This is a genomic window from Paracerasibacillus soli, from assembly GCF_042432965.1.
Lineage (GTDB): Bacteria > Bacillota > Bacilli > Bacillales > Amphibacillaceae > Paracerasibacillus > Paracerasibacillus soli.
In genome coordinates, this window is record NZ_JBHLWL010000062.1 from 57,151 (window position 1) to 82,421 (window position 25,271).

General features: G+C 34.6%; 24 protein-coding genes and 1 riboswitch. Of the genes, 18 read left to right on the forward strand and 6 right to left on the reverse strand.

What is annotated here, in order from left to right; translation table 11 throughout:
* The first annotated feature begins 79 nt into the window (after window positions 1-79).
* Window positions 80-1,261, forward strand: a complete 1,182-nt coding sequence (locus tag ACFFIS_RS15765; RefSeq protein WP_390188314.1) for an MFS transporter — start codon at window positions 80-82, stop codon at window positions 1,259-1,261.
* Window positions 1,262-1,526: 265 nt separating this feature from the next.
* On the opposite strand, the gene ACFFIS_RS15770 is transcribed toward ACFFIS_RS15765, so the two are convergent.
* The 3 genes from ACFFIS_RS15770 to ACFFIS_RS15780 form a co-directional block, all read right to left on the reverse strand.
* Complete coding sequence (locus ACFFIS_RS15770) at window positions 1,527-2,858, reverse strand: NCS2 family permease (protein WP_320381434.1); 1,332 nt, start codon at window positions 2,856-2,858, stop codon at window positions 1,527-1,529.
* A 404-nt stretch (window positions 2,859-3,262) separates the two neighbouring features.
* Window positions 3,263-3,364: riboswitch (purine riboswitch) on the reverse strand.
* A gap of 237 nt (window positions 3,365-3,601) precedes the next feature.
* A complete protein-coding gene (locus ACFFIS_RS15775; RefSeq protein WP_390188315.1) occupies window positions 3,602-4,762 on the reverse strand; it encodes a restriction endonuclease in 1,161 nt (386 codons plus the stop codon).
* Window positions 4,763-4,930: 168 nt separating this feature from the next.
* Window positions 4,931-5,122, reverse strand: a complete 192-nt coding sequence (locus ACFFIS_RS15780) for a hypothetical protein (protein WP_320381431.1) — start codon at window positions 5,120-5,122, stop codon at window positions 4,931-4,933.
* 487 nt (window positions 5,123-5,609) lie between these two features.
* Between ACFFIS_RS15780 and ACFFIS_RS15785 the strand changes: the two genes are divergently transcribed.
* The 16 genes from ACFFIS_RS15785 to ACFFIS_RS15860 all read left to right on the forward strand — a co-directional run bounded on the left by ACFFIS_RS15785 (window position 5,610) and on the right by ACFFIS_RS15860 (window position 22,229).
* On the forward strand, window positions 5,610-6,701 hold the full coding sequence (locus tag ACFFIS_RS15785) for a DNA cytosine methyltransferase (RefSeq protein ID WP_390188316.1): 1,092 nt from the start codon (window positions 5,610-5,612) through the stop codon (window positions 6,699-6,701).
* A gap of 78 nt (window positions 6,702-6,779) precedes the next feature.
* Window positions 6,780-6,965 carry a hypothetical protein gene (locus ACFFIS_RS15790; RefSeq protein WP_320381427.1) on the forward strand — a complete coding sequence of 62 codons (186 nt, stop codon included), beginning with the start codon at window positions 6,780-6,782 and terminating at the stop codon, window positions 6,963-6,965.
* A 101-nt stretch (window positions 6,966-7,066) separates the two neighbouring features.
* On the forward strand, window positions 7,067-7,381 hold the full coding sequence (locus tag ACFFIS_RS15795) for a YdcP family protein (RefSeq protein WP_320381426.1): 315 nt from the start codon (window positions 7,067-7,069) through the stop codon (window positions 7,379-7,381).
* 12 nt (window positions 7,382-7,393) lie between these two features.
* Window positions 7,394-7,774 carry a YdcP family protein gene (locus ACFFIS_RS15800; protein ID WP_320381425.1) on the forward strand — a complete coding sequence of 127 codons (381 nt, stop codon included), beginning with the start codon at window positions 7,394-7,396 and terminating at the stop codon, window positions 7,772-7,774.
* A complete protein-coding gene (locus ACFFIS_RS15805) occupies window positions 7,774-9,120 on the forward strand; it encodes an FtsK/SpoIIIE domain-containing protein (protein WP_320381424.1) in 1,347 nt (448 codons plus the stop codon). The genes ACFFIS_RS15800 and ACFFIS_RS15805 overlap by 1 nt, the downstream gene beginning before the upstream one ends.
* A gap of 211 nt (window positions 9,121-9,331) precedes the next feature.
* Entirely contained in the window at window positions 9,332-10,531 is a 1,200-nt protein-coding gene (mobT, locus tag ACFFIS_RS15810; protein ID WP_320381423.1) for a MobT family relaxase, read from the forward strand.
* Window positions 10,532-10,660: 129 nt separating this feature from the next.
* Window positions 10,661-10,882: a hypothetical protein gene (locus tag ACFFIS_RS15815; protein WP_050349780.1), complete on the forward strand. Its 222-nt coding sequence runs from the start codon at window positions 10,661-10,663 to the stop codon at window positions 10,880-10,882.
* A 137-nt stretch (window positions 10,883-11,019) separates the two neighbouring features.
* Entirely contained in the window at window positions 11,020-12,474 is a 1,455-nt protein-coding gene (locus ACFFIS_RS15820; RefSeq protein ID WP_390188318.1) for a metallophosphoesterase family protein, read from the forward strand.
* A complete protein-coding gene (locus ACFFIS_RS15825; RefSeq protein WP_320381420.1) occupies window positions 12,471-12,878 on the forward strand; it encodes an ABC-three component system middle component 6 in 408 nt (135 codons plus the stop codon). The genes ACFFIS_RS15820 and ACFFIS_RS15825 overlap by 4 nt, the downstream gene beginning before the upstream one ends.
* A 2-nt stretch (window positions 12,879-12,880) precedes the next feature.
* Window positions 12,881-14,641, forward strand: a complete 1,761-nt coding sequence (locus ACFFIS_RS15830) for a DUF2326 domain-containing protein (RefSeq protein ID WP_390188320.1) — start codon at window positions 12,881-12,883, stop codon at window positions 14,639-14,641.
* A 112-nt stretch (window positions 14,642-14,753) separates the two neighbouring features.
* Window positions 14,754-15,254 (forward strand): antirestriction protein ArdA, encoded by a 501-nt coding sequence (locus ACFFIS_RS15835; protein WP_320381416.1) that lies wholly within the window; start codon window positions 14,754-14,756, stop codon window positions 15,252-15,254.
* A gap of 68 nt (window positions 15,255-15,322) precedes the next feature.
* Window positions 15,323-15,715 (forward strand): conjugal transfer protein, encoded by a 393-nt coding sequence (locus tag ACFFIS_RS15840; protein WP_390188322.1) that lies wholly within the window; start codon window positions 15,323-15,325, stop codon window positions 15,713-15,715.
* The gene (tcpF, locus tag ACFFIS_RS15845) at window positions 15,699-18,152 is read left to right on the forward strand and encodes a conjugal transfer ATPase TcpF (protein WP_390188323.1); all 2,454 of its coding nucleotides are present in this window, start codon (window positions 15,699-15,701) and stop codon (window positions 18,150-18,152) included. Before ACFFIS_RS15840 ends, tcpF begins: the two co-directional genes overlap by 17 nt.
* Complete coding sequence (locus tag ACFFIS_RS15850; protein ID WP_390188325.1) at window positions 18,106-20,274, forward strand: CD3337/EF1877 family mobilome membrane protein; 2,169 nt, start codon at window positions 18,106-18,108, stop codon at window positions 20,272-20,274. The genes tcpF and ACFFIS_RS15850 overlap by 47 nt, the downstream gene beginning before the upstream one ends.
* Window positions 20,275-20,279: 5 nt before the next feature.
* Window positions 20,280-21,296 carry a bifunctional lytic transglycosylase/C40 family peptidase gene (locus ACFFIS_RS15855; protein ID WP_320381564.1) on the forward strand — a complete coding sequence of 339 codons (1,017 nt, stop codon included), beginning with the start codon at window positions 20,280-20,282 and terminating at the stop codon, window positions 21,294-21,296.
* A 15-nt stretch (window positions 21,297-21,311) separates the two neighbouring features.
* Complete coding sequence (locus ACFFIS_RS15860; RefSeq protein ID WP_390188326.1) at window positions 21,312-22,229, forward strand: conjugal transfer protein; 918 nt, start codon at window positions 21,312-21,314, stop codon at window positions 22,227-22,229.
* Window positions 22,230-22,333: 104 nt separating this feature from the next.
* Here ACFFIS_RS15860 and ACFFIS_RS15865 read toward each other — a convergent pair whose 3' ends face one another.
* The 3 genes from ACFFIS_RS15865 to arsD are packed head-to-tail and all read right to left on the reverse strand — an operon-like array spanning window position 22,334 to window position 24,756.
* Window positions 22,334-22,615 (reverse strand): iron-sulfur cluster biosynthesis family protein, encoded by a 282-nt coding sequence (locus tag ACFFIS_RS15865; protein WP_320381413.1) that lies wholly within the window; start codon window positions 22,613-22,615, stop codon window positions 22,334-22,336.
* The gene (gene arsA / locus ACFFIS_RS15870) at window positions 22,612-24,393 is read right to left on the reverse strand and encodes an arsenical pump-driving ATPase (RefSeq protein ID WP_390188328.1); all 1,782 of its coding nucleotides are present in this window, start codon (window positions 24,391-24,393) and stop codon (window positions 22,612-22,614) included. Before arsA ends, ACFFIS_RS15865 begins: the two co-directional genes overlap by 4 nt.
* 21 nt (window positions 24,394-24,414) lie before the next feature.
* Entirely contained in the window at window positions 24,415-24,756 is a 342-nt protein-coding gene (gene arsD, locus ACFFIS_RS15875) for an arsenite efflux transporter metallochaperone ArsD (protein WP_320381412.1), read from the reverse strand.
* 174 nt (window positions 24,757-24,930) lie between these two features.
* Between arsD and ACFFIS_RS15880 the strand changes: the two genes are divergently transcribed.
* On the forward strand, window positions 24,931-25,263 hold the full coding sequence (locus ACFFIS_RS15880; RefSeq protein WP_320381411.1) for an ArsR/SmtB family transcription factor: 333 nt from the start codon (window positions 24,931-24,933) through the stop codon (window positions 25,261-25,263).
* The last annotated feature ends 8 nt before the right edge of the window (window positions 25,264-25,271 follow it).

Below are 25,271 nucleotides of genomic sequence, written 5' to 3' on the forward strand. Positions count from 1 at the left end.
GCAAAATTCTACTATTGATTCTTTTCTTTATATTCGTGTTAACAATATACAATGTTACAACGAGTTAGGAGTATGCATATTGACGAAAGCAAAGCAAGGCTTAATTCCATTAAAAATGCTATTATTTAGTTTTCATGCGACAAATACTATTATTCTTAGTTATTTACCACTTTATTTAAGATATAAAGGGTTAAATGGGGTAGAAATTGGCTGGGTTCTCGCTATTGGTCCGCTTGCCTCCATTTTTTCACAGCCATTTTGGGGGTACATGAGCGATAAATATAAGACCGTGAAACGAATGATTTTAATTTGTTTGATTGGCCTATTATTTAGTAGTGTTCTATTTTTCCAAATGAATGGCTTAACAGCTATCCTCATCATGGGAGCAATTTTTTACTTTTTCACAACCCCTATTGGCGCACTAGGAGATAGTTTAGCCCAAAGAAGAGCAGACGAACTACGAGTTCCATTTGGATCCATTCGGATGTGGGGATCAATTGGATTTGCAACATCTTCCTTAATTATTGGTGAAGTACTTACGCAAGTCGGTATACAATATATGATTTGGCCATATTTATTATTTGGTACGATGGCGTTACTCGTTGTCCTCAAATTGGAAGATGTAAAGGTAGAATCAGAACCTGTTCAACTAAAGGATATTAAGCAATTAGTAACGAATAAACCGTTTATTATCTTCCTCATCCTGATGATGTTTTTAACAATTGGACACCGTGCAAATGATAGTTTCATTGGACTGTATATTGCACAATTAGGCGGAAAAGAAAGTTTAGTAGGTATGGGTTGGTTTGTTGGGGTAATGAGTGAAGCAGCTGTTTTCGCTTTGGCAGGATTTTGGTTTCGGAAGTTCCGACCAGTATTCTTTATTATTATTGCCGGAGCCTTGTATAGCGTACGCTGGTTTATATATGGCGCAATCAACAATCCATATCACATCATTGCGTTACAAGTTTTACACGGACTAACATTTGGAATCTTTTATACTGCTTCCCTTGATTATGTCACCCGCTTAATTCCAAAGGTACTACAATCTACAGGGCATTTACTATTTTACTCTGTGTTTTTTGGGGTTTCAGGAATTATCGGCTCCCTTTTAGGCGGAACTTTACTAGATTCCTTTGGCGGAACCGCATTATATAATATATTAGGGTCACTAAGTGCTATTGGAACAATTAGTTTTATTATCTATTATGTCATTTCCTATACCAAAGAAGATCAACTACCATTGAAAGGTAGATCATAAACATCAAATAGCTGTAATGACATAATCTTCATAAATCGAGACAATCATGGGATATTCTTTTTAGTAATTAGAAAACAACAAAAATGAACACGTAATGTGAATATGCATTGCGTGTTCATTTTATTTTATTTTCTATAGCAGCCTGTCTGGATAATCCCTTAGCGAAAAATAAGGTTAATTTTCGTATATATCATTCTTCCACCTGTGATGCGAATGCTACAATCTAGTATGTCTCAACACGATTTTAAAAATCCTTAAAGCTTCCTTACGTTAAAAAGATAAAATACAAAACAAATATAGCAAATAACAAATACATAATTGGATGTACTTCTTTAATCCGACCTTTTAAAATCATAGTGATTGGATAAAAAACAAATCCAATTGCGATTCCTGTTGCAATACTATATGTAAGTGGCATCGCAACAATTGTTAAAAATGCTGGAACGGCAATTTCAAATTGATCCCATTCGATATTTTTCAAGGAGCTCGACATTAAGACTCCGACAATAATAAGCGCAGGCGCGGTAACTTCTGATGTAATGACACCTAGTAAAGGTGAGAAAAATAATGCTAATAGGAAAAACCCTGCTGTTACAACGGAAGCAAAACCTGTACGGCCTCCTGCACCAACACCCGCTGTTGATTCTACATAAGAAGTGGTAGTCGATGTTCCGACTACTGCACCAGCTACGGTTGCGGCTGAATCAGCAAATAATGCTCTACCTGCACGCGGTAATTTATTATCTTTCATTAAACCTGCCTGTGTAGCAACTGCAACTAATGTTCCAGCGGTATCAAAGAAATCAACAAATAAAAAGGTTAAAATAACGACCAACATCTGCAATGTAAAAATATCACCAAAATGGCTAAACGCCTGACCAAATGTCGGTGCTAAACTTGGTACTTCTCCGACTATATGCCCAATACTAGTAGGTGGGGCAATTAAACCTACAATCATCCCGGCAATAGAAGTAATAATCATGCCGTAAAAAATTCCACCACGAACACCAAGTGTTAATAAAATAACCGACACGACAAGTCCAAAAATTGCTAGCAGTGTAGAAGATGAGGACAAGTCACCAATCGCAACCAACGTCGCATCATTACCAACTATAATTCCAGCATTTTGGAAACCGATAAAAGCAATAAATAATCCAATACCCGCTCCTACAGCCATTTTTAAATTAGCTGGAATTGCATTAATAATCATTTCTCGTAAACCTGATAGTGATAGAACAATAAATATAAGTCCAGAAACTAATACACCAGATAAAGCAGTTTGCCAAGGTATGCCATAACCTAACACAACAGTATACGCAAAGAAGGCGTTCAATCCCATTCCCGGTGCTAATCCAATTGGGTAACGAGCAATAACCCCCATAAATAATGTACCAATTGCCGCGGCAATAGCGGTTGCGGTAAACACTGCACCTTTATCCATACCAGTTATGCCAGCCGGTAAGTCGATTCCCTCTAGAGATAGTGTAGTAGGATTAACAAATAATATGTAAGCCATCGCTAGAAATGTTGTTAAACCTGCCATAAACTCCGTCCGATAATTTGTCCCTAATTCCTCAAACTGAAAGTATTTCTTCATGCTGCTTTTTCCTCCCTGTTTTTTGTATTGAGCAATAACGTAAGTGCCAGTTAACGATGTACAGACTAGACTAAGCCATAGAAGATAAAGGAAACACGGCGACTGAAAAGCACAGATGTTGACTTATCGTACGAAGGCTTAGGAAGTCCGCTAGTCGTTAGGCACTGGAGCTAGATATAGCTACTATCGCTATCCAACTATTCATAGCCCAATAATTTTTAAACATTAAAAAAGCACTTTTGATCGTTGAACGACCAAAAGTGCTACCGAATTTACTATGCAAGGAAAAAGTAATCAAAATAAATAGAAGTACCGTAATAACTAAGTATTCCATTTCACCTATTTTATCCAACGGTGAAACAGACTACTAGTTACATAGCCCTTTACGTAATACATCATTTATTTGTGAGTTACTATACCTGCGTAGTCAGACTATTTACGGTAGTCCGGTAGAAACTTTTGGGCCATATCCCCGAAATTATACGCAAAATATTTAATTAAATTAAACACTAATACCTAGTATTCTATCTAACGTATGTTGTTATCTTACACGTGAAATTTTGCTTTGTCAATCATGTTTTCTATTTAGTTTGTTACATATCATTTATTACCATTGTTCAATTAGTCGTGTTACTGTCCACTTATTGGTCACATTCGTTAATCGCTATTTATATCTTAAAGACGACCCTAATAAAAGGTTGTTTTCCGATTGCGTTCCTATTAAACTAAGACAAACTAATAAATCATTCATCTTTAAAGTAATCATAATCTATATCTTTAACTAAGAATGTCTTCTTAACATTTACACCCACATTATACATAATCATTAATTTTGATAGTTCCTTACCATCAATCAAAATTATTTTTTTAGACATCGATTCAAGTCTCTCTGCGTAATTCCTTGCATTCTCAGTAAATCGTGAGGTAGTGATAAAAACTCCCTTTCTAGCTCCTTTAGCATCTAATGCACCAGAGAAACTTTGAACAGCTTCCCTACCAATAGGGTTATTAATATTATATCGTTTTGCTTGGATATAGATATTGTCTAATCCAAGCTTATCTTCTTTAATAATACCGTCTACTCCCTCATCATTGCTACGCTTAGTTACTTGGCCATCACCGTATCCCATTGTTGTTAGCAATTCAACAACTATATCCTCAAACTTCATCCAATGAATGCTTCTTAACTGTTTTAGCAGTGTACCTGCCAATTCATTCTCCAATTCATCTATTTTATCATTAACTACAGTTAATGGATCAACAACTTTTTCTAATTCCTCTATCTCATCTTTAATTTCATTTATACTTTCATTCAGAAGTGTAATGCCATGTTCTGTTATCTTATATGTTAATTTATTTACTTCCTCGATATAACCTTCTTTCTTTAAACTATATCTTACACTCCTAATCCTACTAAGAAATATAGAATCACTTCCTCCTTCATACCTCATTAAACGTTGAGCCTCGTTTAAATTATAAAACTTTACTAGCCTTTCCGTAATTTCACTAGCAGTGTATGTTCCTCTATCGCTAATCATTTTTAAATAAGGTATTAATACATCTTTAGATGATGGTATACTTCTTGCAACTTCCTCATTATAATCCTTATTATTTTTCTCTTGCTTCTTATATTTAATAAAAAGCTTCTCTTCATCAGCGGAATTTGCTGGTAAGCTATCCTTTTCTAAAATACTATTAACTTCCTCCATCGTAAAACCATTATCACTCATTCTCTTAAAGAACTTCATAATTCTAAGGGATTCTCTGTTGTACATTATCTTGTTATTAATGGTAACCCTTGGTATATACCCTTTAAATCTCCCCACCCATCTTCTTCCATTTGCTTCGGACCATCCTACTAATTCCGACATCTTTGTCTGCGTTAATAATTTCGTCTCTTTCAACTTCAACACCACCCCAGCATCCTATTTGATTACAATTGTAACACCTATATCAGTTGAATCTACTATCAATTATATTTTCTAATAGGAATACGTGGAATGTCCTTCTCTTATTCCGCCCTTTATATAAAAGTTTAAATGGGGAAAACAAATCATTAATGTTGCTAATTGTTAACGATGTTGGATATACCTTTTAATATGGATTGCTTTTACATCTTCTGCTTCCTCAACAGAAAGCTCTATTTGCATAAATTCATTCCAGCGTTTAAGTCGCCATGAACAAATTTCAACATATTTTGGCTTCCTCCCTTGAATTTGTTGATTCAGTTTAAAATCATCCAGTAACTCTGTAATTTTAGTCATAAAAAAGACCCTCCTTTTCCACAAATAATGTGAATAAAAGAGAGTCTCATTTTAAAATAAAATTGTTGTGGGTGAACAGCCCTTTCCAAACGGATAACTTCCAAACCGCTGATATTACTGTTTTTTCAGCACTTTTAATCATTCGAATTTTAGGTTCCTACTCCCACTCTACTTTCACGGTGTTATATATAGAGCAATATCATTGATTATAAAGGGTTTTAAAGAAGTATCAATCTATATAAATTGATATAAAAAATTAAAATAATGCAATTTTAATGCAATAAATGCAAATCGCAATTCAGAGTTATCACTATAAAATTTTGATATCTTTTACAAGAGACGTTTCAATTGAAGCGTCTTTTTTTATGCGAAAGTTTATTAAAAAACTTAAAATTACTTCCCATATTTTTGTAACTTTAAATAATTATATTGAATTCATTTGGATGGTTTCACCTACAAATGATTTTTAAAATTAGAGGTGAAATATATGTTAGATTACACGTCTAAAAAGAATTATAACACAAATTTTAAAATCGGTAGCCTTTTTGATGGAATTGGTGTCTTCCCCCTCTCTGCTTCCCGTTTTGGAATTAATCCAATATGGGCAAGTGAGATTGAAAAAGCACCTATCTCTATTACAAAACGACACTTTCCTAACATGATTCATTTAGGAGATATTACAAAAGTAAATGGTGGGGAAATTCCACCCGTTCATATCATTACATTTGGTTCACCTTGTCAAAACTTATCTAATATTGGTAAACGAGAAGGTCTTACTGGAAGTCAATCCAGTTTATTTTATCATGCAATACGAATTATAGAAGAAATGAGGTGTGCAACGAATGGAACATATCCAGTTATCGCTGTTTGGGAAAACGTCATGGGAGCTTTTTCATCAAATAACAGGCTGGATTTTAAGGCCGTGCTTGAATCGTTCACAAATACCGAAATTCCAATGCCTACTTCTGGAGTCTGGGCAAACGTTGGAATGGTCCGAGGGAATGATGTTGATATCGCCTGGCGATTGTTGGATGCCCAATATTGGGGAAAGCCCACACTCGCTCAAAGAAGAAGACGTATTTTCCTCGTGGCAGATTTTGGAGGAACACGTGCCACAGAAATATTATTTAAAGCCCGCGATTTGCAATCGGTTTTTACGTCTAGCGGAGAGAGCAGGCTGTCCTCCCCCACTACCAGTAGAATATCTTCTCAAAAAGCAAGGTGGAAAATACCCGTCGTCCGACCCTTTCAAGAAAGACGCATGCGAAGTACAGCCAAAGAAAGAAATAAAAAAGGATTTCATGGAAGTTTCGGAAAAACAAACGATCCCTTCCCTACTTTGTTAGCGGGATCAGTCAATAACTTTTCTTTTTGGTACGAAGGGAAAGAAAATGAAGGCTATATTCGGCAACTTACGCCATTAGAATGCGAACGTTTAATGGGTTTGCCAGAAGGCTGGACAGCTTTAGGGAACAAAGGTGAAGCGATTAGTGATTATGCGAGATATAAAGCAATTGGAAATACGATTGCGGTACCATGTGCGGAATATATTATGGCTGGTATTGCAGAAGTTTTATAAATAGAACGAAACTAACGTATAACAAATTCTATCTGTCATACTTTTTTATTGCCCAAAATAAGGTGGTGTGTGATTTCTATGGAAGAAATTGAAGCAAAAGTAATGGATTGGATTGAAGATCATTTTGTTTTGAATGAGATAGAGATTGAAGATTTTCCGTTTTTTCCTCATGGAAAATTGATACGTGATAAAAATGAAGAAACCATGGTTGTTTTTTGGTGTGTAATTTATGGACGTGTGGATTATCGACTACAAGAAGCATAGGAGTGATTGATAAATGAAAGAGTATTTTTCCCGTTCCCCTCCCCTCTCCCCTTGCTTACTTATAAACAACATAAATTAAAACAAGAAGAGAGGTTTATATAATGGAACTAAAATATGTCATTCCAAATATGGAAAAAACGTTTGGGAATTTAGAATATGCTGGTGAAGGTAAGGTGGAACAACGTCGTATAAATGGTCGCATGACAACACTTGCACGTAGTTATAATCTGTACTCTGATATTCAACGTGCAGATGATATTGAGGTGATTTTGCCGCAAGAAGCAGGAGAAAAGTTTTTTGAACATGAAGAAAAAGTGAAGTTAGTCAATGCTAAAATCACTGCTGAAGGCTATAAAATTGGTGATCGTGGTTTTACAAAATACATTTTACATGCTGACGACATGGTCAAAGCATAAGGAGGAAAAAACATGAGATTAGCAGAAGGAATTGTGATTGATAAAGAAAAGACATTCGGATTATTAAAGTTTTCTTCATTACGTCGAGAAGTCTTTTTACAAAACGAAGATGGTACAGTATCAACGGAAGTAAAAGAACGCACCTATGATTTAAAGTCTCGTGAACAAGGACGTATGATCCAGGTGAGTATTCCTGCTTCTGTTCCATTAAAAGACCTTGATTATAATGCGGAAGTGGAACTAATTAATCCTGTCGCAGATACAGTCGCAAACGCAACCTTTCGTGGTGCGGATGTGGATTGGTATATCAAGGCAGATGATTTAATTTTAAAAGGGAAAACAGCATCGCCAGGCACTAATACTCAAAAATCCACTCCATCCAAAGATAAATAATGAAATTTTACCGAAAAAGAGGGAAGCGAATTCGACCAAGTGACGCCTCTCTCTTTTTTCAATTTATCTTCTTTGGACTGTTTGGTGTATGGCTCGTTTTCTTTATCCCTTTTCATGTAAATTTTTTGCTTTCAACAACATGGGAAGTTGTTCCATTTCAAACTCACTTTGTAAGTACGTATGGATTCACTTCATTAATCATTAGTTTGGTCATGGTGGCAATTTGTGCTTTTGTTTATTATCGGTATCGTTACAACCATCTAAAACAGTTGATGCATCGTCAAAAGCTCGCAAAGATGATTTTAGACAATCAGTGGTATGAAACAAAACAAGTGATAAATGAAGGATTTTTCAAAGATATCCCATCTAGTAAGGCAAAGGAAAAAATCAGTCATTTTCCAAAGATGTATTATCAGTATGAAAAAGGCATGATTCATATTCAAGTAGAAATAACACTTGGTAAATATCAAGAGCCATTGTTAAATTTAGAAAAGAAGCTAGAAAGTGGCTTGTATTGTGAATTAGTGTCAAAAGAATTACATGATTCCTATGTAGAGTATGTGCTTTTTTATGATATGATTGCGAACCGTATTTCGATTGATGAAGTCATTGCGCAAAACGGTCGTTTAAAGCTCATGAAGGCAATGGATTGGGATTATGATCAGCTGCCACATATGTTGATTGCTGGCGGAACAGGTGGCGGAAAAACGTATTTTATTCTTACGTTGATTGAAGCACTTTTAAAAACCAATGCGAAGTTATATATTTTAGATCCGAAAAATGCTGATTTAGCCGATCTAAGTACCGTTATGCCTGATGTCTATTATAAAAAGGAAGACATGATGGCAAGTATTGATCAATTTTATGAAGATATGATGGCTCGAAGTGAAGAAATGAAACAAATGCAGGGATATAAAACAGGAGAAAATTATGCGTATTTGGGTTTACCTCCCCACTTTTTAGTTTTTGACGAATACGTGGCTTTTATGGAAATGCTTGCGTCTAAAGAAAGTACAGCGGTATTAACGAAACTAAAACAGATTGTGATGTTAGGTCGTCAAGCCGGCTTCTTTCTTATTCTTGCCTGTCAGCGGCCAGATGCAAAGTATTTAGGCGATGGAATTCGTGATCAATTTAATTTTCGTGTTGCTTTAGGAAGAATGTCAGAGCTAGGATATGGCATGATGTTTGGAAGCGACGTGCAAAAACAATTTTTCTTAAAACAAATTAAAGGACGTGGATACGTCGATAAAGGAGATAATGTCATTACTGAATTTTACACACCACTTGTGCCAAAGGATCATGACTTTTTAAAAGAGATAGAGAAACAGAAACTAGCTCAATGAAGGCTGCCCAGTGCGGCGGCGTGCGAAGCGTAAGCCGCTGTGCTGGGCAAAGCCTGCGTGGCGACAGCCACGCTTTACCCCCCGTTTCTAACAGGGGGGTAGAAAAACAATAAGAAACTGTTTCAAAAGCACAGAAACCCTGATGCAACAAGTGTTTAGGTCATATTACGAAGATGTCAGCTATTAGCCTTTAGTTGACATCTTTTTTCTGTTGGGAGGAATGCACATGAATGAAGTACCTTGGTATCAACAATTAAAAGAAAAACGACTGGCATATGGCGTATCGCAAAATAAATTAGCGGTACATGTAGGAATTTCAAGGCAGTATATTAGTGAAATTGAAAATGGAAAAATGACACCGACTCAAACCTTACAAAATGCAATGTTCGATATTTTAGAACAATTTAATCCCGAAGCACCACTCGAAATTTTATTTGATTACGTGCGAATACGTTTTTTAACAACAAACCCGAAGCCAGTTATTGAAGAAATCTTACGGTTAAAAATGGAGTATATGATCCATGAGGATTATGCGTTTTATTCTTACGTGGAACAATATGTCTTTGGCGATATTGTCGTTATGGTTTCGCCAGATGAGGATAAAGGCTGTTTACTTGAACTGAAAGGAAAAGGATGTCGGCAATTTGAAAGTTTCCTACTAGCTCAGAAACGTACATGGTTTGATTTTTTCATGGATGTATTTCGAGTAAATGGTGTCTTTAAACGGGTTGACCTTGCGATCAATGATAAGACAGGCATTTTGGATATTCCGTTCCTCACAAACAAATGTCGAGATGAAGAATGTATTTCTGTATTCCGTAGCTTTAAAAGTTATCGGTCTGGCGAATTAGTTCATGGAGAAGAAAAACGTGATATGGGAAATACATTATATATCGGTTCTTTGAAAAGTGATGTGTATTTTTGTGTGTATGAAAAAGATTATGAACAATACGTGAAACACGGCGTTTCACTTGAAGATACAGACATAAAAAACCGTTTTGAAATTCGATTAAAAAATGATCGTGCCTATCATGCAGTTGTTGATTTAATGACGTATGAAGATGCGGGACGAACAGCCTTTTCCATTATTAACCGATATATTCGATTTGTTGATAAAGATGAGAAAAAACGGCGAAGTAGTTGGCCAATGAATGCAGAGTGGCAGCATTTTTTAGATTTAGGTGAAAACAGAAAAATTTATTTAACAACAAAACCTGAACCTTACACATTCGATAAAACACTTAGATGGTTGGCACGTCAAGTAGCCCCTACTTGGAAACTGGCAACTAAACTAGATGAAATCAATCAAACAACTGTGATTCAAGATATGTTAGATCAAGCGAAGTTAACCAAACGACATCAACAATTATTGATGCAGCAGGCGCTTAAAACAGAAGATGTCATTAAATGATGGATCGGAGCAATTCCATGAAAATTTTGAAATACATTTTTATTACAATCCTGGGCGGTATCGTTTTATGGTTTATTGAATGTTTGCGTCAAGTGACAAAATATTAGAATGTGGAAGGAGAAATGTAAGATGAACTTTGGACAAAATTTATACAACTGGTTTTTAAGTAATGCACAATCATTGGTATTAATGGCAATCGTAGTAATTGGTATTTATTTAGGCTTTAAACGAGAGTTCTCTAAATTGATAGGCTTTTTAATTGTTGCATTGGTTGCAGTAGGATTGGTATTTAATGCTAGTGGTGTAAAAGATGTGCTATTGAACCTGTTCAATAGAATTATAGGCGCTTAGATGGTACACTTTGTATAGTATGTTTAGATTAAATTATAGCGTAGTTTTAGGCCATTAAGGTGATAGATATAGTATAATTGATGGGACAGTATACTTTTATTTTTATGCTAAAGGAGCTTAAAGGGGGAGGAAAGGTATTGAACTTGAGATTTTTGCAATTAACAGATATACATTTTCATAATGATAACTATAATACACTAAAGATGAGAACTGAATTAATCAAATATGTTGTAGAATTAAGAAAAGATGGAGAAATTGATTTCTTACTGATAACTGGTGACATTGCCAATAAAGGTGGTCCTTATAATTATGAAGTTAAGAAATTCTTAAATGATATTGTGAGTGCTATTAATATTACAAAAAAAGATGTTCATCTTATACCTGGGAATCATGATCTCAAAAGGGATGAAATAAGAACTCTAGTTATAGATAGTATTTTAAGAGATCCTTCGCCATCTGATAAACTTGATAAATTACAAGATGAAACTTACCAAACATTAATAAATGCTCAATCAGATTTCTTTACTTTTTATAAAGAATTTTTGGGAATAGATTATCCAAGTGAAAAATTGCATTTTATCAAAAGTTCGGATAAATACAACATATTATCAATTAATACCTGTCTGATTTCAGATAAAAGTGGAGAAGAAGGAAATTTACTAATAGGAAAAAGGCGATTTTACGAATCTATTCAGGAATTATCCGCTAAAAAAGATGAAAAGAAATTGAATATTGCAATCGGGCACCATACATTGGGATGTATTGAATATGGTGAAAGAAAAACTATACAGGCGAATTTTGATGATGGTGATATTGATTTATATATTTCGGGACATGTTCATGATCCATCTCACAATATAACTATAAATACTAGTGATAATCCATTTATTGAATTGACAAGCGGTGCCATATTTTCAGATGAATATGCAGTTCCAGGATTTGTAATTGTAGATATTAATCTAGATAATGGTGATGCTACAGCATGTTATCATATTTGGAATACTTCTGATGATTATTGGTCCGTTAATAATCAAGTAAGTAGAAGAACAAAGCATGGAAAACTGGAATTTAAATTGGAAAGACTTTCAAAAGAAATAGAGTTGAAAATAGATGAAGATAACTTATCTATTGATAACGAGGAGATAGATGAGAATGAATTCAAACAATTTATAATTGATTTTCATGAAAAATTAGATTTTGAAGGGCCGACTAGAAGCAACTTAGACAATAAGGTTGAATTAGATAATAAGTTTTATAATATGAAGTGTAGCGCTACTTTTCAAAAAAGATTTGATAGATTTTCCCGTTATTTTGGAACTATATATAGCATTATGGAATCCACAGCATATGTTAGTTCTGAGAAAAAGGATCTTATTGCAGATATTATTATAGATAAATATCTTGAATATCATAATAAATATGACAATGGAGATGAGATTTTTAACTGTATAATTGACCAAATAATTCAAGAGAATGAAAATTTATTTCCATATTCCAAACTAGTTACGAAGAAGTATGTGAAGATACTTACTGCATGGAGTATATATGAATGCGATATTTTTAATGAAGATAAAAGGTGCGTTGAGCAATGAACAGTTTATCAATTCAAGATACGAGTGAGGTACTCAGATATTCTGTTGTAAATTTTGTGAAAAAGAATCGTACGCTTTCTTTTGGAAATGAATGTATTTCTTTAGAGAAATACAGAGAATCAAAAAAGAGTGAGGTGACTAATGATAAAATGAATTACTTTTTATTATCAAAATACCGCTCTGTTGAAGAGAATGTATTATTTACAGCAAAGGTATTATATGAACTTATAGATACAAAAAGTAAACATGTGGATCAGTTATTTCTTGAGTTTTCCGACAAACAAGGAATCACAATAAACCTAAATATTGAGAGAATCTTATATTTAGCTTTAACTTTTTTATTCTCATTAGGAAAAATAGTTTTCAATGAAAACATGATTAGAAAAATAGAAAATGAGGTTTAGCTATGATTTTAGATGAATTATATATTTTCTCTCCTGACAATAATGAAATTTTCAAAAAATATGTATTTAATAAAAATGGTGTGAACATAATTTTAGGTGAAAAGAGACATGCTAACGATGAGACTAATGGTGTTGGTAAATCAACTATGATTGATTGCATATCGTTTTTGCTTGGTAAATCAATCCCAAAATATTATCAAGATAATGGGGATATATTAAATAAAAATATTTACATTGCTTTAAAAATACGTACCAAAGACACTACACATTTTTTATCAAGATCTTTTAATAATCCTCGTCATGGATTTTTGTTAGAAAATACTAACGAGCTCTCAATGGATATTTCCACGTGGAAAAAGGTAACTCTTACAACTTTTAAAAATCATGTAGAGAATCTAATATTAACGGAAAAAGAGGAAAACATTACTTTTGCTGCATTAAGAGAATATATTATTAGAGATGAAAAGAATGGTTTTAATGATATTCTATTACCTAACAGAAATGGATTAAAACAATATAGATATCTAAATTATTTATTTACTCTACCAAATAAAACAGAATTTGAAATAAAAACATTCAGGGACCGCATTGAAGAGATGAATAATGAAATAAAAATCATTGAGTCAATGAGTATAAACATAACGGATTTAAAGGTGAAAGAAGAGGAAATTATAGATCAAATAGACGAACTTGATAAAGCAATAAAGAAAGCAAAAACAGTCACTCATTTTAAAAAAAGTACGAAAAACTATACCTTAATAAAAAAGGAACTCAACGATGTTCAAAATAAAATATTTGAATATGAACATGTCCGGAGCCAGTACCAAAAAAATATAGAGAATTTAAAAGAAAAAGTAAGTGAAATAAAACAGCTTGAAAACGTGGAACAATTTTATAAAGATTTAGTAGGTTTTTTTCCCGATGATGTAAGGGAAAATTACCAGAAAGTAAAAGAGTTTTATGATTTTATGGTTGATAGCAGGGGGAATTATTTTAAGGATAAAATTTCTTCTTTAAATAGTAGGCTAAAAAAATTGAACAGCCAAAAACAAATTTTGGAGAAGGACTTAGAAGAAACTTCTAAAATATTTATAAGTGAGAATTATGTAGAAGACATATCTCTAGTAATGGACAAGAAAAGAGATAAAGAAGTTGAACTGGCTGAAGTCAGGGTAAGAATAAATGATTATAATAAAAAGAATGAAATTGTAGAAAACATAAATGAGATTCAACATAAAGTGTTAAGGATTAATTCAATGCAATATGATGAGTTTCTGTACTTTGATGATTTGAAAAGAAATCTTCAAACTTTATTTAACGAATTAGTTGATGTTTCTTATAATCAACATGGTTTTCTTGATTTTGAATATGATAATAGAATTAATTACAGTAAAACCTCTACTACTGGTAGGGTAAAAATTAGTTGTTCTATTCCTGATGAGAGATCACATGGTCGCTTGCATATGAAAATTAACATGTTTGACTTAACGTGGTTTTTGCATAGAGTATTAAATAACTTTGATATAAACTTTTTAATACATGATGGCTCATATTCAAATCCTGATCCATACGTAAAAGGAGTACTGTTAAGGCACTTAGACAAAAGATTAAAAAAGAATACTAAAGGACAATATTTTGTAACTATCAATAAAACTGAATTGACAGAAGAGGATTTGGGATACTTTGAAAAGCAAGATATGGTAGTTGCAAAATTGGACAGATTAAATGATGAAAAAAATCGATTTTTTGGCTTCAAATTTTAAAAAATAAAGTGGATATTAGAAATATATTCTAATTGTCCCAACTTGGCAGCTAACTTCAAACAGTTAGCTGTTTTTTTATGCGCATTTTTAACAAAAAGGATGTGAAAAATTAATGGACATGCAAGTATATATCGCCAATCTCGGAAAATATAATGAAGGCGAATTGGTTGGATCGTGGTTTACACCACCCATTGACATGGAAGAAGTGAGGGAACGCATTGGCTTAAATAGTGAATATGAAGAATATGCCATACATGATTATGAATTGCCATTTGAGATTGGTGAATACACTCCAATCTCTGAAATCAATCGGTTATGTGCGATGGTAGAAGAATTAGAAGGATCGCCGATTTATCATGAACTATCTGAAATTCAAGGCTACTGGTTTGATAGCTTGGAAGAATTGCTAGAAAATCAAGATGATATTATCTGTTATGCAGATTGTGAAGATATGGAAGATGTGGCTCGTTACTATGTGGAAGAAACAGGCATGCTTGGTGAAGTCCCTACTAACTTACAGAACTATATTGATTATCAAGCGCTTGGTAGAGATTTAGAAATAAACGGGAGTTTTCTTGTTACGTCACATGGTGTGTTTGAATATGTTGGATAAGTAAATATAAAAATTTGTGAAACAGTCTGTGTTCATGCAGGCTGTTTTCTTCTTTGAAAGGAGAACTTATGAAAAAACTAAAAAGTTATACACGTATTTGGTCAGTTGAAAAAGTCATTTATGCGATTAATGATTTTCGCTTACCCTTCCCCGTCACGTTTAATCAAATGTCGTGGTTTGTACTTTCTTTATTGCTTGTCATGGTACTTGGTAATCTTCCCCCACTCTCATTGATCAATGGAGCGTTATTAAAATATGTGGGAATTCCTGTTGGCTTAACATGGTTTATGAGTCAAAAAACATTTGATGGAAAAAAGCCATATAGCTTTTTAAAATCCGTCATCACTTACTTTTCACGCCCTAAATTAACTTATGCAGGGAAGCCAATCAAATTACAACAAGTGAAAATGAATGAAAGTATTACAGCTGTGAGGAGTGAACTGCATGCGTTATCCGATTAAATATATAGAAAATAATCTTGTCTTCAATCATGATGGCGAATGTTTTGCTTATTATGAATTGCTTCCCTACAACTATTCTTTTTTGTCACCAGATGAAAAAATCCAAGTGCATGATCACTTTCGCCAATTGATTGCACAAAATCAAGATGGAAAAATTCATGCCCTGCAAATTAGTACGGCTAGTAGTATTCGTTCTGTTCAAGAGCGAAGTAAAGAATTGATAACTGGAAGGTTAAAAGATGTTGCTTATGCACGAATTGATGATCAAACCGAAGCGCTTGTTTCCATGATTGGGGAATATCAAGTAGACTATCGTTTCTTTATTGGTTTTAAATTGCTCTTGAATGAAGAAGAAATCAGTATGAAATCTATGGGGAAATCGATTAAAAATTCACTATCTTCTTTTGTTCGTGATGTGAACCATCACTTAATGGGCGATTTTGTTTCCATGCCCCATGACGAATTGAGACGTTTCTCTAAAATGGAATCTTTGCTGCAAAATAAAATTTCAAGGCGTTTCAAAATACGTACCTTAGATAAAAATGATTTTGGATATTTGATTGAACATTTACATGGTCAATCAAATATTGCTTATGAGGAATATGACTATGTGCTTCCCCTACAAAAGTTAAAACATGAAACTTTAGTGAAGCGCTATGACATCATCAAACCAACACGTTGTTTAATAGAAGAAAATCAGCGTTATTTAAAAATCGAACAAGAAGAACAGACAACATATGTTGCTTATTTTACCATTAATTCGATTGTCGGTGATTTGGAGTTTCCATCAGATGAAATCTTTTATTATCAACAGCAACAATTCACCTTTCCGATCGATACATCCATGAATGTAGAAATTGTGACGAATAAAAAAGCATTATCAACTGTGCGGAACAAGAAAAAGGAATTAAAAGATTTAGACAATCATGCGTGGGAATCCAACAATGAAACAGGAAGCAATGTGTTAGAAGCGTTAGAACAAGTGAATGAATTAGAAGATGTACTCGATCAAAGTAAGGAGTCGATGTACAAGTTAAGTTATGTCATCCGAGTTTCGGCGTCTACCTTAGATGAACTGAAACAACGGTGTAATGAAGTGAAAGATTTTTATGATGATTTAAACGTAAAACTTGTTCGTCCTTTTGGGGATATGATTGGTTTGCACAGTGAATTTATTCCCGCTAGTAAACGATATATGAATGATTATATTCAGTACGTTACATCTGACTTTTTAGCTGGGCTTGGATTTGGTGCAACACAGATGCTTGGTGAAACAGAAGGGATTTATTTTGGCTACAACTTGGATACAGGAAGAAATGTATATCTCAATCCTAGTTTAGCGAGTCAAGGTGTGAAAGGTTCTGTCACAAATGCTTTAGCTTCGGCATTTTTGGGCTCACTTGGTGGTGGGAAATCTTTTTCAAATAACTTACTTGTTTATTATGCGGTGCTATTTGGCGGACAAGCTCTTATTGTTGATCCAAAGGCGGAACGGGGCAATTGGAAAGAAACATTGCCTGAAATGGCACATGAAATTAATGTGGTTAATTTAACAAGTGATGATTCAAACAAAGGACTACTTGATCCTTTTGTCATTATGAAAAAGAAAAAGGATTCGGAGAGCCTTGCGATTGATATTCTCACCTTTCTCACAGGAATTTCCAGTCGTGATGGTGAAAAGTTTCCTGTGTTACGGCGTGCGATTCGAGCGGTCAGTCAACAAGAGGAACAAGGGTTGCTTCTTGTCATCCAGGAACTTAGAAGTGATCCGAATCCATTAGCTGGTCCAATTGCGGACCATATTGAAAGTTTTACGGATTATGACTTTGCCCATTTATTATTTTCCGATGGAACGGTGAAAAATTCGATTAGTATAGAGAAACAATTAAATATCATTCAAGTCGCTGATTTAGTTTTACCCGATGCGGAAACGAGTTTTGAGGAGTACACAACAATGGAATTGCTTAGTGTTGCGATGTTGATTGTAATTTCTACCTTTGCATTAGACTTTATCCATTCTGATCGAAGCATATTTAAAATAGTTGATTTAGATGAAGCCTGGTCCTTCCTACAAGTTGCTCAAGGGAAAACACTATCTAACAAACTAGTAAGGGCAGGACGTGCCATGAATGCTGGTGTATATTTTGTGACGCAAAACGCGGATGATTTAACGGATGAGAAATTGAAAAACAATATCGGTGTGAAGTTTGCCTTTCGTTCTAGGGATATTAATGAAATCAAAAAGACATTAGAATTCTTCGGCGTCGATAAAGAAGATGAAGGCAATCAAAGGCGACTACGTGAACTAGAAAATGGGCAATGTTTGATTCAAGATTTATATGGACGTGTTGGGATTATTCAAGTCCATCCTGTTTTCGAAGATTTATTTGATGCCTTCGATACTCGACCACCTACAATTGAAAAAGAGACGAGGTGATGATGTGAATAAACGACAATTGAAAAAGGTGATTTTAACGGTAGTACTCATTGGTGCTGCCGTTTTTCTATGTCTTCTTTTACTTGGTACATTTGCACAAGCTGCGGGATTGGTAGATGATACGGTATCAGAAGATAACTTATATTCCCTTTATCCATTAGATCATTACCAACTTGATTTTTATGTCGATACAGGTTGGGATTGGCTGCCGTGGAACTGGAATGATGGAATTGGTAAACAAGTCATGTATGGACTCTATACGATTACCAACTTCATTTGGATAATAAGTCTGTATTTATCAAATGCGACAGGCTACTTAATCCAACAAGCCTACTCCCTTGATTTCATTTCTCAAACAGCAGATGCGATCGGAAAGAACATGCAAACATTAGCAGGAATTACGGCAAGTGGTTTTAGTAGTTCGGGTTTTTATGTTGGATTCTTGCTTCTGTTTATTTTAATCATTGGAATATACGTGGCCTATACAGGATTAATGAAACGAGAAACGACGAAAGCGATTCGAGCGATTCTAAACTTTTTAGTCGTGTTTCTCTTATCAGCTTCTTTTATCGCTTACGCACCAACATACATTACAAAAATCAATGATTTTTCAGCAGATATTAGTGAAGCAAGTTTAGATTTAGGAACAAAAATCTTAATGCCGAGCTCTACTAGTCAAGGAAAAGATAGTGTGGATATGATACGGGATAACCTCTTTTCTATTCAAGTAGAACAGCCATGGATGTTGTTGCAATTTGATGATTCGGACAAAGAGACGATTGGAAAAGATCGCGTTGATACGCTAGTTTCGACTAGTCCAGATTCTAATAACGGAAAAGATCGTGAAAGTGCGGTGAAAGCAGAAATCGAAGATCATGACAATAAAAATTTGACTATAACGAAGACCACAACACGTTTAGGCATGGTCTTCTTTTTATTTCTATTTAACATAGGAATATCCATTTTTGTTTTCCTATTATCAGGCATTATGATTTTTTCGCAAATTCTATTTATTATTTATGCGATGTTTTTACCGATTAGTTTTCTATTATCTATGATTCCAACCTTTGAAAACATGGGAAAACAAGCGATTATGAAATTGTTTAATGTGATCATGCTTCGTGCAGGCATCACGTTAATCATTACCGTTGCTTTCAGTATTTCTTCCATGCTTTACAGTTTAACGACGAGCTATCCATTTTTCTTAATTGCCTTCTTACAGATTGTCACGTTTGCGGGCATTTACATGAAACTTGGTGACATTATGAGTATGTTTAGCTTACAAAGTAATGATTCACAGAATGTTGGCCGTAAAATGATGCGTCGGCCTTATCGCATGTTTAATCGTGGGGGTCGCCGCTTACAACGTAATATTACACGTACACTTGCAGGGGCAACTGCTGGAGCGACGGCTGGTGCATTAGTTGGTCAATCTAAAAAAACAAAAGGAAATTCATCCCCCCTTCGTCCGTTACAACGGCTTACATCATCATCTAAAAAGAATAGAGAAAAGACGAAAGAACAGGAGAATCCGACTTCATTAAGTCAAAAGTTTGGTCAAGTAACGGGCAAGGTACTTGGTGCAAAAAATCAGATTCGAGCAAATATCAAACATCGAAAAGAACAATTGGTTGATTTACCAACGAATACAAAATATGCGGTCATGCAAGGCAAAGAACAGTTGAAAAAGCCTGTTCATGAATTCAAAGAAGGTGTGGTGCAAGCGAAGGAACAAAGAGAAAAAGTAGCAAAAGAACGCTCAATGAAGCATCGCCAATCAATAGCTGATAAACGACGGGCATTGGATAAAAAACGTGCAGCTTCTCGTGAGCGGTCTACTCATACACGGCCAGTTACTCAAAGAGAACCGATGGTAGGAAGAATTGTAGATCAAGGAAAGACATCAACAAACGCTCAAGGACATGTAACCCGTAGGATGCAGGATCCATTCAAACAGTCGAAGTTGAATAGAAAGGTATCAGTTTATAAAGAATGTCCCGAAATGGAACGTAAACAAAATATACGAAAAGTGATGAAACAACAAGATAACCCAATCAAAGTAATAAAGAAAAGAAAGCTTCAGAAACGTTCCGCGCCTACACATAGGAGGGAACGTCAATGAAGGTTATGCGATTAAAAATAATGCTCATTACGTATGGAGTAGGCTTTCTACTCTTCTTTGGCTTATTAGTCTTTGTGGCACTTTTCATTTCTAATGAAGATGATTCATCAGGAGGAAATGATTTTGACATGGATAGCGGTGGAAGCGTTTCTGTGTCAGCAGATGTATTAAAACATCGCTCAACAGTAGAAAAATATGCGAAAGAATATGGCGTCAGTGAATATGTGTCAACATTACTTGCAATTATGGAAGTCGAAAGTGGTGGGAAATTAATTGATGTGATGCAATCAAGCGAATCCATGGGATTACCACCGAATACTTTAAATTCGGAAGAAGCATCTATAAAGCAAGGAGTAAAATACTTTGCAGACTTAATTCAATCCGCAGAATCTAAAGAAGTAGATGGAAATACGGTTATTCAAGCATATAACTATGGCGGTGGTTTCATTGATTATGTTGCACAAAGAGGAAAAAAGTATAGTTTTGACTTAGCGCAAAGTTTTGCGAAGGAAAAGTCAGGTGGAAGTAAAACGACTTACTCCAATCCTATTGCGGTAAAGAAGAACGGGGGTTGGCGTTATTTGTATGGCAATATGTTTTATGTTGATTTAGTTAATCAATATTTTCACTCCCCACAATTTGATGGTGACCTTGTGCAACTTGTGATGGATGAAGCATTGAAATACGAAGGCTATCCTTATGTATTTGGTGGAGATAACCCAAATACGTCTTTTGATTGTAGTGGACTGACGCAATGGAGCTATCAAAAGGCGGGCATTCATTTGCCAAGAACAGCACAACAACAATATGACGTGACAGAACACATCTCTTTGTCTGAAGCAGAACCAGGTGATTTAGTATTTTTTCACTCAACGTATAATGCTGGAACGTATGTTACCCATGTTGGAATTTATCTTGGAGACAATCAAATGTATAACGCAGGTGATCCGATTGGCTATGCAGATTTAACAACTGCCTACTGGCAAAAACATTTAATTGGGGCTGGACGCATTAAACAATAGAAAGGGTTGGAATAGATGAAAAACAAATTTAGAAAAAAAGAAAAACAAACAGTGGAAACAAAGTCATCGAAAACAAAAGTAAAAAGTGTTGGCACACGTAAGAAATCCGTCACGGTTTTGTGGGTTGTATTAATCAGTAGTCTTGCCTTTGGGATTTATAAGAACTTTACGGCAATTGACCAACATACAGTTCATGAAAAAGAAGTCATTGAAACAAAACTTGTGGATACAAGTGCAATTGAAAGCTTTACGAAAAACTTTGTGAAAGATTACTATACGTGGCAAAACAATAAAGAATCGATTGAACGACGAGAAGAAAAATTAAGTCTTTATCTAACAAAGGAATTGCATGCTTTAAATACTGATACAGTAAGAGCAGATATTCCTACTAGTTCGAGTGTTAGTGATATTGATATTTGGTCAGTATCACAAGAAGATGATGGTACTTATGCGGTTGTTTATACGGTAAAGCAAAATATTACGGAAGATAAGAATAGCGAAAAACATAGTTCTACTTATCGGATCTTGCTTCATCAAGATAGTGTAGGTAACTTAATCATTACACAAAATCCTACTTTATGGAACACTCCGAATAAATCAGATTATGAACCAGAGCAATCTGAAAGTGATGGTACTGTTGATACTAATATGGTACAAGAAGTAACTGAGTTTTTGGAGACGTTTTTTACATTTTATCCTACTGCCACGGATAAAGAACTTGCTTATTATGTGAAAAACAATGCATTGCCAGTAGTCGGGAAGAATTATTCATTTTCAGAGCTCCTCAATCCTATATTTCAACAGTCCGAAAATCAAGTGCATGTTTGGTTATCAGTGAAATATTTAGATGAAACAACCAAGACAACGCAAGTTTCACAGTATGCATTAACATTAGAGAAAGATACAAACTGGATGATTGTAGGGAACCATTGATGTACAGGTAAGGTAATTTCCCTCTTGATTTTTGATTATAAATCAAGAGGGAAATGAATAATTATGGATTGTTGTCTTGCTCTAGTAAACAAATCCAATCGACATTAACAACAGTTATTATTTTCTTTAATCACAAGTCCTCCGTCTTCTTCGGTTCCCTCAAAATCCAAAGTAATGTTCTCCGTAGCATCAACTACCTTTTTATCAACACTCACATTAATTCCATTAATGACTTCGACTTTATCATCATCTCGCTGTTCTGCTAGAGTAACTCCAAAATTTGGTCCACAACAACCTACTCCTTCAAATGTAAAGCGTAAATTAATCTCTCCATTTTCCTTCATCATTTTTTCAATATACGATTTTGCTTGATCTGTAATAATCATTTATAAACCTCCGCCGTATTTATAGTTAAATCTCTTATTGCCTCATATCCAACAGGATTTTTAATTTTCCAAGGGATAATTACGTAATTGTTGTTTGAATGTTTTTCTACTTCTTTTATCCACTCTATTTCTGATACTGACCGTCCATGTAAGATGGGGTCAATTGTATGAGTAGCATATAAGCTTTGATTAATAACCCACCATTTAGGGGTTATATTTGCTCGATTTAAATCATCTTGCAAACGGCTCGCTTCATGAACGGGAGTCGCTTCTGCCAGGGTAACGATAACAACTGTTGTTTCTTTTGGGTTCCTTAATCGTGGCAGTAGTTGTTGAACTGATAAAGGTACTTCCCCTGTGGATCTTTCCATTTCTTTATGATAAGCCTGAGTAGAATCTAGTAATAAAAGTGTATGCCCTGTCGGTGCTGTATCAATTACAATAATTTCGTCATTTGCCTTTTCTACGATATTAGCGAATGCACGAAACACTGCAATTTCCTCTGTACAAGGTGAACGAAGATCTTCTTCTAAATAAGCGATTCCTTCTTTATTTAATTCATGTTTTGATGCTTCGATAACTTCTTCTTGGTACTTTTCTACTTCCACTTTAGGATCAATCCGACTAACGGTGATATTTCCAGTTTGATGATTCAACACTTCATTAATATGTGCAGCTGGATCTGTTGTCGTTAAATGAACTTTCTCTCCTCTTTCAGACAGTCCAATGGCGATAGCTGCGGCTACTGTTGTTTTTCCAACGCCACCTTTTCCCATTGTAAAAATAATTCGCTGCTTACTCTCTTGGAGATCATCTATTATTCTTTGCAAATGAGGTGTTTCTATATCGATAAACGATTCTTTTTCATGGTTATTCGAGAACGTTTCATCAAAAAGACAACGCATATTTTCAATTCCAGCGATATTAAATGGTGCCAATTGAATTTCATAAGTTGGAATGTTTTTTAAATCGTCCGGCATTGACGTAAGAGCTTGTTGTTGACGTTGATAAAACGCAGTAGATGTTTCGTCTTCTTTGACATAATTCTTCATTACACCATTAACAAGTAATGTTTGATTATTAATACCGATTTCACCAAGTTCTTTTGAGGCTTTTGTTACCTCTAATAATGGAGAAACCTCAGGACGTGTAACTAACATTAACGTTGTCTGTTTAGGATCTGAAAGCGATTGAACAGCCGCACTGTACATTTTCTTTTTTGTTTCTAGACCTGCTAAAGGACCTAAACAAGATGCTCCATGAGTGTTTTCATCTAAAAATCCACTCCAAGCAGTTGGCAATTGTAATAAACGAAGCGTATGCCCAGTCGGTGCGGTATCAAAAATAACGTGATCATAAGTTTGACTAATTCCTTCATCTGTTAATAGAGAAGAAAACTCATCAAAAGCAGATATTTCTACAGTACAAGCACCTGAAAGTTGTTCCTCCATTTGATTAATAACAGCTTTAGGAAGTTTATCACGATATGGTCCGACCACATTATCTTTATATTCCTTTGCAGAGATTTCTGGATCAATGTTAGCAACATAAAGATTTTGCATATTAGGAGTAGGCTTGGGTTTATTGGTTAATTCTACATCAAACACATCTTGTAAATTTGATGCTGGATCTGTGCTAACAAGCAATACCTTTTTTCCTTCGTCTGCCAAAGATACAGCAGTAGCACAGGCTGTAGAAGTTTTTCCTACTCCTCCTTTACCAGTAAAAAATAAAAATGGTGTTAACTCTAATTTATTCGGATGGAAAAATGTATTCATTATTTATTCCCTCTCTCCTTTTTATAATTGAATTCGGGGCTTTGCAGCAAGTGTTTCTTTAGTTAATCCTGTTAACTCCTGTAATTCTTCATTTGTTAAGAACTCCTTTACTTTTTTTATTTCTCCATCTACAACTGTGACTGGCAGAACATCTGGCCCCTTTTCATTTAATAGCTTACTAATAATAGGTGATTCAGCAAAAGCATGAGGTTCATTTGCTAAATTGTATCTTATGATTTCATAACCTTTCGCTTTCAAGTTTTCTGTAACAGCAGCCATACGTATTAGTTCAGGATTTACACTTGGTCCACAGACACCAGTGGAACAACACATCGCAGGATCAAAAATCTCAATTTTTTTCATTGTAATAAGCACTCCCTTTATTATTTAAAAAACTCACATAAACAGTTGCTTATATAAGCGTTTGGTTATATACTATTCCTGTAGATTGTTTTTGTCAATTAATTTTGACGGCATTAATCAATTTGTCATATTTGTAGACATTAGCACTTAGTTATGTAAAAGGTGGTGAATTTCATGTTAACTTATTCGAATGCTGAACAAATTTTAAAAGCAATTGGTGAAGAAACTAGATTAAAAATTATTTCCTATTTGACGATTGATTCTTTTTGTGTTTGTGAATTGGTTGAACTTCTTCAAATGAGTCAGCCATCTATCAGTCAGCATTTAAGAAGATTAAGACAGGTGGAAATCATTTTAGAAGAAAGAAGAGGAAAATGGATTTTCTATTCTCTCAATAAAGAGCATGAACTATATACGTTGGTTCTTCATTTGACTAGCATGCTACCTTCAAAGAATGAAAATATTCAATCATTCGTGGTTGAAGGAAGAAGAGTCCTTTGTGATTAATTGATGAT